Source organism: Olivibacter jilunii (assembly GCF_900607235.1).
In the GTDB taxonomy this organism is placed as follows: domain Bacteria; phylum Bacteroidota; class Bacteroidia; order Sphingobacteriales; family Sphingobacteriaceae; genus Olivibacter; species Olivibacter oleidegradans.
In genome coordinates this window covers 1-15,206 of record NZ_LR027862.1, presented here as the reverse complement: position 1 = coordinate 15,206, position 15,206 = coordinate 1, and the positions used below count along the sequence as shown (strand labels likewise).

Annotated in this window: 13 protein-coding genes and 1 tRNA gene; 4 read left to right on the top strand and 10 right to left on the bottom strand. The window is 40.4% G+C overall.

What is annotated here, in order from left to right:
• Positions 1 to 40 precede the first annotated feature (40 nt).
• Positions 41 to 772, top strand: coding sequence for a glucosamine-6-phosphate deaminase (locus E0E36_RS27000; protein WP_130858521.1), 732 nt, complete (start codon positions 41 to 43; stop codon positions 770 to 772).
• 14 nt (positions 773 to 786) lie between these two features.
• On the opposite strand, the gene E0E36_RS26995 is transcribed toward E0E36_RS27000, so the two are convergent.
• The 6 genes from E0E36_RS26995 to E0E36_RS26970 form a co-directional block, all read right to left on the bottom strand.
• Positions 787 to 1,800, bottom strand: coding sequence for a LacI family DNA-binding transcriptional regulator (locus E0E36_RS26995; RefSeq protein WP_013663681.1), 1,014 nt, complete (start codon positions 1,798 to 1,800; stop codon positions 787 to 789).
• Between the two features lie 138 nt (positions 1,801 to 1,938).
• Positions 1,939 to 3,240 (bottom strand): ribosome biogenesis GTPase Der, encoded by a 1,302-nt coding sequence (gene der, locus E0E36_RS26990; protein ID WP_130858520.1) that lies wholly within the window; start codon positions 3,238 to 3,240, stop codon positions 1,939 to 1,941.
• Between the two features lie 276 nt (positions 3,241 to 3,516).
• Positions 3,517 to 3,777, bottom strand: coding sequence for a hypothetical protein (locus E0E36_RS26985; RefSeq protein WP_013663679.1), 261 nt, complete (start codon positions 3,775 to 3,777; stop codon positions 3,517 to 3,519).
• Between the two features lie 132 nt (positions 3,778 to 3,909).
• Positions 3,910 to 4,752, bottom strand: a complete 843-nt coding sequence (locus E0E36_RS26980; protein ID WP_165447095.1) for a universal stress protein — start codon at positions 4,750 to 4,752, stop codon at positions 3,910 to 3,912.
• A gap of 139 nt (positions 4,753 to 4,891) precedes the next feature.
• A complete protein-coding gene (locus tag E0E36_RS26975) occupies positions 4,892 to 7,126 on the bottom strand; it encodes an NADP-dependent isocitrate dehydrogenase (protein WP_130858518.1) in 2,235 nt (744 codons plus the stop codon).
• A gap of 189 nt (positions 7,127 to 7,315) precedes the next feature.
• Positions 7,316 to 7,388: transfer RNA gene (locus E0E36_RS26970), tRNA-Met, on the bottom strand.
• A 115-nt stretch (positions 7,389 to 7,503) separates the two neighbouring features.
• Here E0E36_RS26970 and era point away from each other — a divergent pair.
• On the top strand, positions 7,504 to 8,382 hold the full coding sequence (gene era / locus E0E36_RS26965; protein ID WP_130858517.1) for a GTPase Era: 879 nt from the start codon (positions 7,504 to 7,506) through the stop codon (positions 8,380 to 8,382).
• Between the two features lie 67 nt (positions 8,383 to 8,449).
• On the opposite strand, the gene E0E36_RS26960 is transcribed toward era, so the two are convergent.
• From E0E36_RS26960 to E0E36_RS26950, 3 genes are all read right to left on the bottom strand, one after another.
• Positions 8,450 to 9,658 (bottom strand): TCR/Tet family MFS transporter, encoded by a 1,209-nt coding sequence (locus tag E0E36_RS26960; protein WP_130858516.1) that lies wholly within the window; start codon positions 9,656 to 9,658, stop codon positions 8,450 to 8,452.
• A 300-nt stretch (positions 9,659 to 9,958) separates the two neighbouring features.
• Positions 9,959 to 10,456 (bottom strand): DinB family protein, encoded by a 498-nt coding sequence (locus tag E0E36_RS26955; protein WP_130858515.1) that lies wholly within the window; start codon positions 10,454 to 10,456, stop codon positions 9,959 to 9,961.
• A gap of 71 nt (positions 10,457 to 10,527) precedes the next feature.
• Positions 10,528 to 12,174, bottom strand: coding sequence for a L,D-transpeptidase family protein (locus tag E0E36_RS26950; RefSeq protein ID WP_130858514.1), 1,647 nt, complete (start codon positions 12,172 to 12,174; stop codon positions 10,528 to 10,530).
• 162 nt (positions 12,175 to 12,336) lie between these two features.
• On the opposite strand from E0E36_RS26950, the gene E0E36_RS26945 reads away from it, so the two are divergent.
• Both E0E36_RS26945 and E0E36_RS26940 read left to right on the top strand, forming a co-directional pair.
• Complete coding sequence (locus E0E36_RS26945) at positions 12,337 to 12,825, top strand: SRPBCC family protein (RefSeq protein ID WP_013663671.1); 489 nt, start codon at positions 12,337 to 12,339, stop codon at positions 12,823 to 12,825.
• A 169-nt stretch (positions 12,826 to 12,994) separates the two neighbouring features.
• The gene (locus E0E36_RS26940) at positions 12,995 to 13,555 is read left to right on the top strand and encodes a type 1 glutamine amidotransferase domain-containing protein (protein ID WP_013663670.1); all 561 of its coding nucleotides are present in this window, start codon (positions 12,995 to 12,997) and stop codon (positions 13,553 to 13,555) included.
• 20 nt (positions 13,556 to 13,575) lie between these two features.
• Here the strand turns inward: E0E36_RS26940 and E0E36_RS26935 are convergent, their stop codons facing one another.
• Positions 13,576 to 14,607 carry a mechanosensitive ion channel family protein gene (locus tag E0E36_RS26935; RefSeq protein WP_041387840.1) on the bottom strand — a complete coding sequence of 344 codons (1,032 nt, stop codon included), beginning with the start codon at positions 14,605 to 14,607 and terminating at the stop codon, positions 13,576 to 13,578.
• Between the last annotated feature and the right edge of the window lie 599 nt (positions 14,608 to 15,206).

Genomic DNA, 15,206 nt, shown 5'->3' with positions numbered 1-15,206 from the left:
GTAATGGATACAATCATAACATATGTAGAAAATAAAAACTATGGATATTCGTATATTAAAAGACCCAAAGGAACTGGGGCAGGCTGCCGGGAAAGAAGCTGCCAAATTAATTAATGAAGCGATTAATGAGAAGGGATTTGCTAATATAATTTTAGCAACAGGTACCAGTCAATTTGAAACGATTAATCAGTTGATAAAAGAGCAGGTGGACTGGTCAAAGGTTACAATGTTTCATTTAGATGAATACATTAATCTACCGATCAGTCACCCCGCCAGTTTTCGGAAGTACTTGAAGGAGCGCTTTCTTGCTCATGTTCCGTCGCTGAAAGCGGCTTATTTAATTGACGGAGAGTCGGATTCGGGCGAGGTGCGAAAAGAACTGAACGACTTGATTCGTCAACATCCGATTGACGTGGCCTTGGTAGGGATTGGGGAGAACGGGCATTTGGCATTTAATGACCCACCAGCTAATTTTGATACGGAAGAGCCTTATTTGGAAGTTATCTTGGACAAGCAATGTCGGATGCAGCAATTAGGAGAGGGCTGGTTTAACTCGATTGATGAGGTGCCCTCAAAGGCTATCAGCATGTCGGTGCGGCAAATCTGTAAGTCAAAGCATATCATTTGCTCAGTACCGGACGCCAGAAAAGCGCAAGCCGTTAAAGATAGCGTTGAACAAAATGTTAGCAATGCTTATCCTGCCAGTATTCTACAGAAACATGCTAGCTGTTCGTTATATCTAGACGAAGCAGCTGCAAGTTTATTAAAATAAGTAGGATTTTCGCTTTAAGCTCTTTGTGTCGACTCTCTGACGATTAATTCTGCAGGTAGTATAATCTCCTGACAAGGAGTTTGCTTTTTAGTTATATGTTTTAAAAGCAATTCACAACTTATGAAGCCGATATCAAAAGCGGGTTCAGCGACCGTACTGATACTTGGACTTACTAAACAGGAAATAGGATCATTGGTGAAACCGATGATCCCTATTTCTTTTCCAATTGTTATACCCTGCTTCTTCAGGGTTATACTTGCTCCGACAGCCTTTCTGTCGTTTACGGCGAAAATAGCATTCGGTTTCATGTTTTTTGCCAACTGTAGCAATTCCATCGCGTCTGACTCACCACATTCTTGTGAAAAACCGGAAGCGATAATCCACTCTTCTCTAATGGGTAGACAATGTTTTTTTAAGGCGTCAAGGTAGCCTGTTAGCCGCTTTTCCGTTAATGGAAGATTTCTGGGGCCGGCGATATGTGCTATTTTGGTGTAGCCTTGCTCAACCAAATGACTGGTGGCAAGAAAAGCTCCATTGTAGTCATCTTGTACCACCTTGGAAGTTTCTACCTTTTCAATTACTCTATCAAAGAATACAATAGGTATTTTATTACGAAGAAGGTGCTGTAAGTGATCGCCGGTTTTACAACAGGTAGAAATTAAAAGGCCGTCTAAATTCGCAATAGAAAGATTGTTGATAATTGCCAGTTCTCGCTCCGGCGAATCGTTTGTTACATAAAGTACGATATTATACCCATTATTATAGGCGGCTTCCTGTATGCCTGTAATAACTGTAGAAAAATAGTAATTAGTTATAAATGGCAACACAATGCCGATATTGTGGGATTTTCCGTTAGCTAAGCCCATGGCATTAAAGTTCGGTTTGTAGTGTAGGGCGGTTGCCATTGCTTCGACCTTACTTTTGGTTTCCAAACTTACGTCATGGGCATCTCGTAGTGCCCTCGAAACGGTTGAAACAGATATATTCAGTGCCCGAGCTATATCCTTTATTGTTACGAGATTAGACATGTTGATAAAAAATAAGCTTTCGGTTTTCGAGGAAAATACCAACGCTACCGATAAATAGCCTCAGTTTTAATCTCAATTGGTCTGCCCGATAAAGATAATGATAATCTGCTTACATACCAATAAAACGATAGAATAGCCTTATTTTTGTCGGAAAAATATCTGAATCGGTACGCCGGTGAAATCGAAATGCTCACGTAATTTATTTTCGATAAAGCGTTTATATGGATCTTTAATATATTGCGGGAGATTACAGAAAAAAGCAAACATAGGTGATCGTCCTGTAATTTGCGTAACATATTTGATTTTGATGTACTTTCCTTTAGTTGCTGGGGGTGGATAATTCTCGATAATGGGAAGCATAACATCGTTCAGCTTCGAAGTCGGGATTTTCTTATACTTATTCTCGTAAACCTTTGTTGCTACTTCTATTGCTTTAAAGATCCGTTGTTTTTCGATAACAGACGTAAAGACAATGGGATAATCCGTGAATGGAGCCGTTTTATTTCTGATCTCCTCTTCAAATCTTTTAAGGGTTTTATGATCCTTGTCTACTAAATCCCATTTGTTTACGAGCAACACAACACCTTTTTTGTTTTTTTCTGCTAAATGGAAAATATTTACATCTTGTGATTCTAGTCCTTCAGTCGCATCGATCATAAGAATAACAACGTCCGCTTCTTCTAATGCTTTAATGGTACGCATGACCGAATAAAACTCAATATTCTCCTTCACTTTTGTTTTTCGACGCAGTCCGGCGGTGTCTATTAACATGAATTCGTGGCCAAATTGATTGTAGTGAATTTGTATTGAATCTCGTGTTGTCCCGGCAATAGGCGTTACGATATTGCGTTCTTTGCCTATTAAGGCATTAATAAAGGATGATTTGCCGACATTAGGCCGACCAACAATTGCATATTTGGGTAGGCTGCCTTCCTCTTCCTGCACTTCGTCAAAGTGTTTTACGACTTCATCCAATAGTTCGCCGGTGCCTGAACCGGTCATGGAAGAAATATTGTAGATTTCGCCTAGTCCTAAAGCATAGAAAGTGGACGCATCCGTATGTAGTTGATGGTGGTCAACTTTATTGACAACGACAAAAACGGGTTTATTTGAGCGACGTAATAGATGCGCTATATCGTCATCCAAATCGGTGATTCCGACAGTTACATCAACCATGAATAAAATGACCGATGCTTCTTCAATGGCTATTAACACTTGTTCTCGGATAGCAGCTTCGAAAATGTCCTCGGACCCATGCACATATCCGCCTGTATCAATGACCGTAAAAGTTTTTCCCACCCATTCAGCTTGACCATAATGCCGATCGCGAGTTACCCCGCTCATGTCATCCACGATTGCTTTTCTACTTTCTGTTAAACGATTATATAATGTTGACTTGCCAACGTTTGGTCGGCCGACTATGGCAATGATATTAGACATTTTGTTCCCTTTATCCCTTAAGTGTTGTTTCCCATCTCTCCGATTTTGACGAGAGACGTCTCATAAAGCCGCAAAGTTAAGGATAAGGATTGACATTGTTAGGCTATGATGGATATATTGTATGATCAAGTAGCAAGACATAAGTACAAGGCAACAGGACATAGGTATCGGGTAGCAAGACGACTATATTATTCTATCACATATCCTGTTGTCTTATGTCTTGCTACTTATGTCCTTTAATTGTGTCAAGGTAAGTAGTATAAGCTCTTAATAAACTTAAAGGCGGTATCGTAGGCAGATTAGTCTGCCGATTGCATTCGCAAAGTCACTATCTAAGCCAGCTCCTTTGAATACCCATGTGCGGCCCTCCCGCTCGATAACATAGGTGTTTTCATCCAGCAAAATTTCAATCTCATTAGTTGAGGCGGTGATTTTCGTTGGTTTAATTACCCTAAAATAATAATCGAGGTGTTGGTAGGTAATTCTAAATAGTTGACCCTTATTATTTAATATATCTTCTGTGTGATTGCTTTCCATAATCTATCCGTGTGGCTAAAATACGAATATTGGCGAATAAAAGAGCACAAGTTTTTGCAGTTTTTTTCGCACGGTTTTGGAACGTTTTTTCTCGCTTGAAGCTCATTTATTTAGCCTTTGACTTTTTTGAACTTACTTTATTTTTTTGCCGAGCAAGAGGAGTGGTATGGTAGTTTTAAAAGCCAGTTTTTTCGTAATACTTTTGTGGAATAAATTCCTGAAGAACCCGTAGCTTTTTCTTACAGAAATAACCAGATCTATATCATGTTCATTTGCAAAGTGAATAATCGCTGAGGCCGTATCTTCGTGATCAATATAGTTATATGTCGGATTCAAATCATCCAGTAACTCGTGAAGCTTGTATTGCTCAGGTATAGTGTCGGCAATTGGTTCAGATGCGGTGGGTTGTATGTTAAGGATATGAAGCTTTAAGCTGAAGGTACTAACAAAATGACGGATATGTTCCAGGGGAAGTGTGTCTTCCGTGTGTTTCAAATCGCAAGCAAGAACGGCCTGTTTCGGCGGACTGAACGTGTGTGTGGCAGGTACGAGTAGTACGGGCGTGCTGATTTCTTTAGCTACAGTTAGGGCATTACTCCCCATTAATACTTGTTCAAGATTACTTTTGCCTGTTGTGCCAATCACAATTAATTCTGTTTGATTTTCCGCAATCATTGTTTCAATGCCTGAAACCAATGTCTGGTCATTTGCTTCCGATTTTATACTGATTGATTTTGGGGCAATTTTTTTGAGCGCTACCCGTAGTTCCTCCAGTGCAATTAATGATTTCTCACGCTGTGTTTGAAGTTGCTGTCGGTTAGGAATTGGAATGTCTGTTGTTACATACAATTCATTATCGTATGAATGATAAATAATGAGGGTGTCAACAAGGAGACTTGCGCTTAGATGAGCAGCGTAACATGCTGCAGCATATGCTACTTTTGAAAAATCCGTTGCTATAATGATCGACTTCATAATACATAGCATTGGTATACTATAAAGTTACGGAAAAATCGCGGGGATCAACAGTATTTTTGAAAAATAGCAGAAACGAAAAGAACCCTAAATAAAAAAGGAGATGTTTTACACCTCCTTTTTTATTTGATCGCAAAGCTTAATGCGATACTAGGCTATCAATTATTTCGTTAAGTGTTGCACTCGGACGCATAGCTCTTGAGGCCAGCGTATCGTCAGGCGCATAATATCCTCCTATATCTACCTTTTTGCCCTGAGAAGCGTTTAGCTCTTCATTAATTTTGCCTTCATTACTAATTAGCTTTTCTGCCAAATCAGCAAACTGTGCTTTCAGCTCAGTGTCCTGATCCTGTGCAGCTAATGCTTCGGCCCAGTATAAAGCTAAATAGAAGTGGCTCCCCCGGTTATCAAGTTCGCCGGCCTTTCTAGATGGTGATTTTTGGTTATCTAAAAGTTTGCCGGTTGCTTGGTCTAAGGTATCTGCAAGCACAAGGGCTTTAGGGTTGTTATAATTTGTTCCTAGATGTTCTAGTGAAACAGCGAGTGCAAGGAATTCACCTAATGAATCCCATCGTAAATGGCCTTCGTCCAGGAATTGCTCAACATGTTTTGGAGCAGATCCACCGGCCCCGGTTTCAAAGAGCCCGCCACCATTCATTAAGGGGACAATGGATAACATTTTTGCACTCGTTCCAAGCTCAAGGATTGGGAATAAATCCGTCAAATAATCGCGAAGCACATTGCCCGTTACAGAAATTGTATCTTGTCCTGCTTTAACTCGTTCTAATGTGAACTCAGTTGCTTTAACAGGTGATAATATGCGAATGTCTAAGCCTGTAGTATCGTATTCAGGTAAATAAGCATTTACTTTTTTGATAAGCTCGGCATCGTGTGGGCGCTCCGCGTCTAGCCAAAATACAGCAGGTGTTTCAGAGGCGCGTGCACGTGTTACAGCAAGCTTTACCCAATCGCGAACAGGGGCATCCTTTACTTGGCACATTCTCCAAATGTCACCCGTTTCTACCTCATGGCTTAATAAGACGTTTCCTTTGGCGTCAATGACTTCAACTTTACCATCCCCGGTAATTTCGAAGGTCTTATCATGCGATCCATATTCTTCCGCTTTTTGTGCCATTAAACCAACATTGGGAACCGTACCCATAGTCGCCGGATCGAAAGCACCATTTTTCTTACAGAACTCGATGGTTGCATCATAAACTCCTGCATAGCTACTGTCAGGAATAACCGCTTTGGTGTCTTGAAGCTTACCGTCAGCATTCCACATTTGCCCTGAATTTCTGATCATGGCAGGCATGGATGCATCAACAATTACATCGCTCGGAACATGAAGATTGGTTATTCCCTTGTCTGAATTGACCATAGCAAGGGCGGGACCATTAGACAATACGTTCTGTATCGCGTTGTTTATTGCTTCTTTTTTGTCGCCGGGAAGTTTATCTATAGCGCTTAATACATCCCCTAAACCACTGTTTGGATTGGCTCCAACAGCTTTAAGATCTTCACCGTATTGCGCGAAAACATCCTTAAAAAAGCTTTTTACCGCATGTCCGAAAATAATCGGATCGGAAACTTTCATCATCGTTGCCTTCATGTGTAGCGAGAATAAAACTCCCGTTGCTTTAGCGTCAGCGATTTGGGCATCCAAAAAAGCCAAGAGTGCTTTCTTGCTCATAACGGTAGCGTCGATAATCTCGCCTGCCAATAAATGCGTTTTCTCTTTCAGTACGGTTTGATTCCCTTGTTTGTCCGTGAAAATTATTTTCACGTCCGTTTCTTCGTTAATTGTTAACGATTTCTCATTATGACGGAAATCACCGCTACTCATGGTTGCGACGTGCGACTTTGAAGCGGCACTCCAGGCTCCCATGCTATGAGGATGCTTTTTTGCGTAGTTTTTTACTGCCTTTGGTGCACGGCGGTCTGAATTTCCTTCCCGTAATACCGGATTCACCGCACTTCCTTTTACTTTGTCGTATTTCGCTTTAATATCCTTTTCTTGGTCGTTTTTGGGTTCTTCGGGATAATCAGGTAATTTATAGCCTTTTGCTTGCAACTCTTTGATAGCTGCTTTTAATTGAGGAACAGAGGCGCTAATATTAGGAAGCTTAATGATATTGGCTTCCGGTTGAGTTGCTAATTCGCCTAATTCGGTTAATGCGTCAGAGACTTTCTGCTCTTCAGTAAGAAATTCCGGAAGGACGGCGAGGATTCTGCCGGCCAAAGAAATATCTCTGGTTTCTACATCAATGCCGGATGATGCTGTAAAAGCTTTAACAATTGGAAGTAGAGAGTAAGTTGCTAAAGCAGGAGCTTCATCGGTTTTGGTGTAGATAATCTTGGATGTATTTGACATAATATACTTAAATTTTTACTTTTTGAAACTAAAGCTTGCTCGTGTTACACTTACACGTATGCGGAGCACAAACTTATGTAAATTGCTTTTATTATGCAATTTAAAAGATGAATGTAGGTAGGGATTTAATAACGGAGAATAAGGGAAGCCAAAAATAAAAAAGCCGACCAAAATTTTGATCGGCTGTAGTAGCGGGGACACGACTCGAACGTGCGACCTTCGGGTTATGAGCCCGACGAGCTACCAACTGCTCCACCCCGCAGTATATTTTATTTTAAAATTGCTTTCCTACTGCTGAAAAACAATATTTGTTTTCGTTTGATTGGAGTGCAAAGATATATTTTGTTTCTTTGCTGTGCAAATAAAATTTAAAAAAAATGTCACACAAAGCTGGATTTGTAAGTATAGTAGGGAAGCCAAACGCTGGTAAGTCAACCTTAATGAACTCATTAGTAGGCGAGAAGATGTCCATTGTTACACCTAAAGCACAAACAACGAGGCATCGTATTTTGGGTATTGTAAATGAGGAAGATTACCAAATTGTGTTTTCAGATACACCCGGTGTTATCAAGCCTGCCTACAGTTTACAAGAATCCATGATGAATTTTGTTCACGGATCGTTAGTGGATGCTGATATTATTCTTTTTGTTACTGATATTAACGAAAAGTATGACGAAACAGATGTGATAGAAAAACTACAAAAAACAGATTCGCCGGTGGTTGTCTTAGTAAATAAGATCGATAAATCAAATGAAGACGATGTAAAGGCGAAGATAAACTACTGGCAAGAGACACTAAATCCGACCGCCATATTCGCCATTTCTGCTCTTTTAGGACATAATATTCAGGCTGTTTTCCAGTTTGTGCTGGAGCATTTACCGGTTCACCCCCCTTTTTATGAAAAAGACGAACTCACTGATAAATCGGAGCGTTTTTTTGTGTCTGAAATGGTTCGGGAAAAAATTTTTAAATTGTATGAAAAGGAGATTCCTTATAGTACAGAGGTAATTGTCACATCATTTAAGGAGGAGGAACAATTGGTCAGAATTAGTGCAGAAATCATTGTTGAGCGTGATTCACAAAAAAATATCATTATCGGTACGGGGGGGAGTATGATCAAGAAAGTGGGCACCTATGCACGACAAGACATTGAAGAGTTCTTGCAGAAAAAGGTTTTTTTAGAGCTTTTTGTAAAGGTAATTTCAGACTGGCGAAGCAAGAAGAATTACCTTAAGCGCTTTGGCTATGAGCAATAGAGGGTGACAAGTTGCGTTGAATAGACCATCGATTCCATTATTACAATTAGGGAATCGATGGGTTAAGCTACCCTTTCCTCAAACTCTTGAAAACGAGTAGCAGGCTAGCGAACATTAATAAGGCCGCGAAAGAAAAAGGTGCTCCCGGAAAATATATCGGTGCATTAGCGCCTGCAAATCTGGCGAATAAAAAGGTCATAATCGGTGGTCCGATAATAGCGCCCATACTCATTAAACTCGTTAAGCCGCCTTGTAATTCACCTTGCTCATTATCCGGTATCTGGTTGGATAAGAAACCTTGAAGCGCAGGATTGGCAATCGCGCCTAAGGCATAAGGGATAAGGAAGGCGTACATCATCCAACTTTGGCTAGCAAAAGCAAATAACGTTAAGCTAATCGTATAGAGCATTATGCCAATAACTATGGCACGTTTTTCTCCCAGTTTAGGTAACAAAATACGAGTTAAACCTGCTTGAACAACGGCAAAAGCCACCCCCATAAAACCAAGAGAATAACCAATTTCCTGTTCGTTCCATTTGAATTTTTCGATCGTAAAAAACGACCATATACTTTCCATGGAGTGGCCTGCAATGTTGATTAGCAGCAAACTAAGTATGAGTCCGGCAACTGCGGGAAATTTACTTAGATGTTTGAAGGAACCGATTGGGTTAGCACGAGACCAATCGAATGGACGTTGATTTTCTTTTTTTAAAGACTCAGGCAAAACAAAGAAGCCGTACAATAAATTTAGAAAACTAAGCAGCCCTGCTACAAGAAAGGGGGCATGTGTACCATATTTTCCTAGTAGTCCTCCTATAACGGGTCCGATAATAAAGCCAACACCAAAAGCTGCACTGATTAAACCAAAGTTTTGTGCGCGTTTTTCAGGACTGCTGATATCGGCAATATAGGCAGAAGCGACGGTATAGCTGGCGCCCATAGCGCCAGCTATAATGCGGCCTAAAAATAACCACCAGATAGTAGGAGCGAAGGCCATCAAAAGACAATCCATCCCGAATCCAAAGAGCGATAAAAGAAGGATAGGACGTCTGCCATACCGATCACTTAAGTTGCCCATGATAGGAGCACATATAAATTGCATCATCGCATAGGCAAAGGTGAGCCAACCGCCGTATTCAGCTGCTATGCTTATGTCGGCGTGAATCAGGTTGGAGATCAGTTTCGGTAAAACAGGGTAAATTAGGCCAATTCCGGTGATGTCAATAAGCACCGTAATAAAAATAAACGCAAAAGCTGCGCGAGATGTAGATTTCATTTAATATAGTAAGTTATAGCAGATATGCGTTTCTCTTTTCTAGTAAACGCTAAACGTAATAAGTGAATAGATAGGGTAAAACATTTGTTCCTATCCGTACAAACTCATACCAAAGTTTGTTTATCGAAGGGGAGTTGCTATCATAATGATGCAAAAATAGCTAAAGATTTGTAGTGGCAAAAATAATTGACAAATTTCTTCCACTACAATACTTTATATAAAGGTTGTATAACACGAGAATCGTGCTTTGAGCGCAAATACTACCTCCGAGGTGCCGCCGGGGAGGTAGTATACTTAAAATTAAAATTTTGCTTCGTCTGCGCTAGGGCCGTAGCTGCCCGGAATGGGAATATTCAGTAGCCTTAAGTAAACTCCAAGCTGTGCACGATGATGGGAAGTTTGACTGAATGCAAGCCGTATCATGCCATATTTAGTACCATCCCATAATATATTCTCTGCCTGACGTAAAACCCATCTTTTTTCAAGATCCTCCAAACGAACCTTATTAAGTGCCTCGTTGCCTTGTTGAAGGGATGCTTCAAACATGGATAGTAATTCTTCATTGTTAGCGCAGGATTTAGGACTATATCCGCTGACAGCGAAATCCAATTCGTCGGTGTCGACAGCCAAAGCAATCCAAGACGGTAATTCAGCAATGTGAACCGCAAGATGTTGCATTTTCATACTTTTTTCGTGCGGGGCCCAGTCGTATTTGTCTTCGGGGATAAGTTTCAGAAACTTCCTAGTGGTTTCCGCCTCACCTATCAATTCATGTTTTAATGCTTTTATCAAGTCCATAATATTCTGTTTTTTGAAACAAAGAAAGGATGTATATTGACAACCCTATGTCAGTATACTTAAATCATTTGTTATTTATTTTCAGTAAGCAGCATTTTGGCTAAACGGTCGTCCCGGTCGTAAATGTCTTTTCTAAAGTTAATCTTTCCCTCTCGATCAATGAACGCAGTAAAGTAAGCAATAAAGACCGGAACCGTTTTCTTTAAGGTTACGTATTTTTCTTTTCCTGCATGCATGGCTTTATAGATGGATTCCTTATTCCAGGTTGAATCACTTCTTAGAAGGAAATTGGCTAATTTCTCCGGCTCGCTTACTCGGATGCAACCATGGCTAAAGGCTCTGCTGGACTCGTTGTACAAAGATTTTGCAGGACTGTCGTGCAGATAAATATTATAACTATTCGGGAATAGAAATTTTACCAAACCTAGCGAGTTTTTGGGGCCGGGCTTTTGCCTGACATTAGGTAATCCACCGCTTTTTCCTGTGATTTCCATATTATGTTTAGCAATATAGTTACGATCTCTCCGCATGCCGGGGAGTATTTCGTTCTTTACGATACTGGGTGGCACATTCCAGTAGGGGCTGAAAACAACATATTTTACGTCACCGTGAAAGATAACGGTTTTATGCATGGCTTTGCCCACCACTACGTTACAGCTCCAGAGCAAACTATCTGCATGATAGACGTGCAATTTGAATTCGGGAATATTGACGGCCAAATAATCGGTTTTTAGACTTACCGGTAGCCATCGACTGCGCTCCATATTCACGGCTATCTGCTTTAAGCGCGCTGCCGGAAGTACATTAAGCTCATTAATGGTACCGCTTCCAATTGCACCATCAGGACGTAATCCATGTCGGGATTGAAAAGATCTCACACCGGAAAATAGTGTACTATCGTATAAATTGGTGAGCGTATCTCCTTGATAATCGCCTAAAAGAAATAATCGTGTCTTTATCTGTCTAAGGACGGTGGATGAATCTCCGATTTTGTAACTTTTCTTGTCTGCGATAACAGGATTCCATTTGTGTTTGGCCGCTAATTCCCTATATTTCTTCAGGTATCCTCGTAGTTGTTCGTACTGCCGGTATACAGGCTCGATAGAGGCGCCTGTTTCATTAACAGGATGTTTTAGGAGACTATCCAAATAGTCGGAATAAGATACTCTTTTCTTAGGAACAAACCAATCGTTCGCTTTCACATTGGCGTCATCCATGCCCTGCCAAGCGACATCGGCAAAGAGGAAGTACTGCGATGTGAGCATGAATTCCAGTTCCTCATTGGTTATTTTAGTTCCTTTATGCTGACTGTATGCGTCTATCAACGAATCCAAATGTTTACTATATGGAAGTTCCCCATCAATCCCTTCGTCTTTTAGATTAAGCATCCTGTCAGTTAAATTTCCTGCTTGTTCAATGAGCCCTTTATCATCGAACCAAGCGAAATGATAGTTCCTGTTCCGGTAAAACTTCCTTACCTTTTCTTGGTAGGGACCTAGATTTTTATACGCATTAAAGAATGTATCTAATCGTGCGCTATCAAAACTTAGTTCAGTTTGCTCGCTGAAATTTCCCGGTATGGTTTTATTCCACTCTTTTAAAGCTTTTTTATGCAATGAATCAATGGGATTTTTTTTCTTTTGCTCGGTGCCTTGATTACATCCAGACCACAAAGCGGATAACATGAATAAGTAGAGTAGCGTTTTTTGAAGGTTCATATATTGCTTATTTAGGATTAAAAACTGATTTCTATCATGCGGTTTTCTCCTGTAAAGTCATAAATCTCATCGAAGATATCTAAAAAAATATTTCTTATAAAGTAAAGAAATATTTCAAACATAATAGGGGGCCAAATTGTTGGAGGAGAGGTTCTGATTACCATGATCGAAATAAAGCAAACATCAGGTATATACACGTTGCTAAATAAGCAGATTCTTCCTCTATCGATCGACGAAGCTTGGTCTTTTTTTTCTGCGCCGAAAAATTTAACTAAGCTTACCCCTACAACGATGAATTTTGAAATCACCAATGGAGAGTACGACGAGATTTATGCAGGACAGATCATCACATATATGGTTTCGGTTCTGCCCGGAATGAGAACGAAATGGGTGACTGAAATCACGCATGTTTTAGCAAAAACTTACTTTGTAGACGAACAACGATTCGGACCTTATGCGTTATGGCATCATGAACACCACTTTAAAGAGACGGACAAAGGTACCCTGATTCATGATAAAGTAGTGTATAAGCTTCCGTTAGGGACAGTGGGCCGGTTTGTAGCAGGAAGGTTTATAGAAAGTAAATTGCGCACGATCTTTGGCTATCGCGAAGCTTTTTTGCATCGCAATTTTGTGCAGCTTAATGCTTGATAAGTATTAAATGGTTTACACGGTCACATGGTGATGGTTTGGCTGCTACTTTCCAATCGACTTTAAGTATTGCATTTGCTGAAAAGCGATTAAAAATTAAAGTTTTTTAAACAAAATAGTTTGGATAAGCGTAACCTAATATACATTTATTATATTAAAAACATGTATTATGGGAACACTTAATGAAAGAAAAATTGCGATTTTAACGGAAGATGGGTTTGAGGAGGTTGAATTGACCAGTCCGAAGGAAGCGTTGGTAAAGGCGGGAGCAACTGTTCACATTGTCTCTCCAAAAGCAGGAACGGTGCGAGCAAAAGAAGGCGATGAATGGACGGGAACATATCCGGTTGATAAAAATCTAAAAGAAGTATCCGCTTCGGATTATGACGGACTGCTTTTGCCTGGCGGCGTTATCAATCCCGATAAGTTACGCACTAATCCGGACGCGGTTCAGTTCGTTAAAGATTTTTTTGTAGCGGGAAAACCAGTTGCTGCCATTTGCCATGGCCCGCAGACATTAATCGATGCCGAAGTGGTAGAGGGTAGGAGAATGACTTCAGTAGCTGCTATTAAAAAAGATTTAATCAATGCAGGCGCTCAGTGGGAAGATAGCGAAGTGGTTACCGATCAGGGTTTGGTCACTAGCAGAACCCCGAAAGATTTACCGGCTTTTAATGGTAAAATCGTGGAAGAATTTGCAGAAGGCAAACATGAAGGGCAGCACGCATAGTTTTGGGGGAGTATCCCCCATTATTCAATCATTGTAATTCTTGTTCTGGCGAAGGCTTCGGGGAAGTTTGTACGGATATATTTTACCATTTCTTCTCGTACATAACATCTTAGATCGAATGCATCCCCTGAGTTTCTACAGCTCATTAAACATCGAATCTCCATTGTTTGCTCTCTTAGATCGGTTACTTGTAATACATTCACTTTGCCATCCCACAGGCGGTTACCCTTCAGCAGTTCGGCAAATTTCTGGCGTAAATTTTCAACTGGAACCAGAAAATCAGTATAGATAAATACAGTACCTAAAATTTCGGCAGTTGTTCGAGTCCAATTTTGAAAGGGTTTCTCGATAAAGTAATTGATTGGCAACACGAGACGACGCTTGTCCCAGATGTTCAAAACTACGTAAGTTAAATTGATTTCCTCGACCTTCCCCCACTCACCTTCAACGATGAGTACGTCGTCCATGCGTATGGGTTGGGTAAAAGCAATCTGAAAACCGGCTAGCAGATTTCCGAGGGACTTCTGAGCTGCAAAACCGACGATAATTCCTCCTATTCCTACACCGGTTAGTAGCCCTGCGCCTATTTTACGCATGCTCTCAAAGCTTAGTAAGATAATGGATACCGTAATGACAACAATGAGCGTTATCAACAATTTTCGAATAAAGACAATTTGCGTACGAATTTTCCGCTCCCGAAGATTGTTTTCTTTACTTATATCAAAACGGTGGTAAAGATAATCTTCGAACACGCGTAACATTCGGATAATAATGATCGCAAAACATAGCGTTATTAGAATCTCTGTTGTTTTAGAAATAACTACGTAGCTAGAAGCATTGAATTTAGTTAATGGAAGTAGGGAACTAAAGGTCAAAAGAGGAATGAAAATGGTGAAAATTTTATTGAAATGACGAATAATGGATCTGAAAATTGAATACGATAGTTCTTTTTTTGACTGTTGTTTAGCTAAGGGAAGAAGTATAGACTTCAAAATGATGCCAATGGATATCGAGAACAGAATTACGGTTAAATTCCAAATCCAATCTGGCATTTCTTGTGAAAGGTGTTGCAAATAATCAAGCATTGTATATTCAATTGTATAAAAACAGACAATAATAGAACAATAGGTGTGGGTTGGAGTTTTAAATTTCTTCGTTTCTTCTGCCGAAGAGGGAAAAGCCGGTATTTAAACAACTCGACTTTGACTGATTAAGCTGACTGAACCGGTGATTAGTTTCTGTTTTTCGAACAGACAAAATGGATGTAATGACTGATCGCTGCGCGTAGCTGAAGAGTAAAAAATCTTTTGGATGTTCTGCTGTTGGCTTTAAGTAGAAGAAAGGTAAAAAAAAACGATTTGATTTCCAGTTTGTTGTAAAAAAAAGCTGTTGCCCGGGGCGTGAAACATTTGGGGGAACGGGGGAAATTCGTACCTTTGCCATCCCGTTCGGAAGGCGGGCGTTCCGCAAACGAAGGGATGCGGTTGTTTTTTGAGGTACGGAGGTGAACGGCAGGAAGGAGGAAAAAATATTTTAAAAAAATATTTTGGAGAAAAGAAAAAAGCTGTTACCTTTGCACTCCCAATCGGGAGAGAGGGGACGACGGAACGGGCGCGATGCCCGGGAAGGTGAAAGAAAAAAGCAGGAAGTA

Bases quoted from the DNA above. Each gene is read 5' to 3' on its own strand.
- E0E36_RS27000 (WP_130858521.1), top strand. From the start codon at position 41: ATGGATATTCGTATATTAAAAGACCCAAAGGAACTGGGGCAGGCTGCC.
- E0E36_RS26995 (WP_013663681.1), bottom strand. From the start codon at position 1,800: ATGTCTAATCTCGTAACAATAAAGGATATAGCTCGGGCACTGAATATA.
- der (WP_130858520.1), bottom strand. From the start codon at position 3,240: ATGTCTAATATCATTGCCATAGTCGGCCGACCAAACGTTGGCAAGTCA.
- E0E36_RS26985 (WP_013663679.1), bottom strand. From the start codon at position 3,777: ATGGAAAGCAATCACACAGAAGATATATTAAATAATAAGGGTCAACTA.
- E0E36_RS26980 (WP_165447095.1), bottom strand. From the start codon at position 4,752: ATGAAGTCGATCATTATAGCAACGGATTTTTCAAAAGTAGCATATGCT.
- E0E36_RS26975 (WP_130858518.1), bottom strand. From the start codon at position 7,126: ATGTCAAATACATCCAAGATTATCTACACCAAAACCGATGAAGCTCCT.
- era (WP_130858517.1), top strand. From the start codon at position 7,504: ATGTCACACAAAGCTGGATTTGTAAGTATAGTAGGGAAGCCAAACGCT.
- E0E36_RS26960 (WP_130858516.1), bottom strand. From the start codon at position 9,658: ATGAAATCTACATCTCGCGCAGCTTTTGCGTTTATTTTTATTACGGTG.
- E0E36_RS26955 (WP_130858515.1), bottom strand. From the start codon at position 10,456: ATGGACTTGATAAAAGCATTAAAACATGAATTGATAGGTGAGGCGGAA.
- E0E36_RS26950 (WP_130858514.1), bottom strand. From the start codon at position 12,174: ATGAACCTTCAAAAAACGCTACTCTACTTATTCATGTTATCCGCTTTG.
- E0E36_RS26945 (WP_013663671.1), top strand. From the start codon at position 12,337: ATGATCGAAATAAAGCAAACATCAGGTATATACACGTTGCTAAATAAG.
- E0E36_RS26940 (WP_013663670.1), top strand. From the start codon at position 12,995: ATGGGAACACTTAATGAAAGAAAAATTGCGATTTTAACGGAAGATGGG.
- E0E36_RS26935 (WP_041387840.1), bottom strand. From the start codon at position 14,607: ATGCCAGATTGGATTTGGAATTTAACCGTAATTCTGTTCTCGATATCC.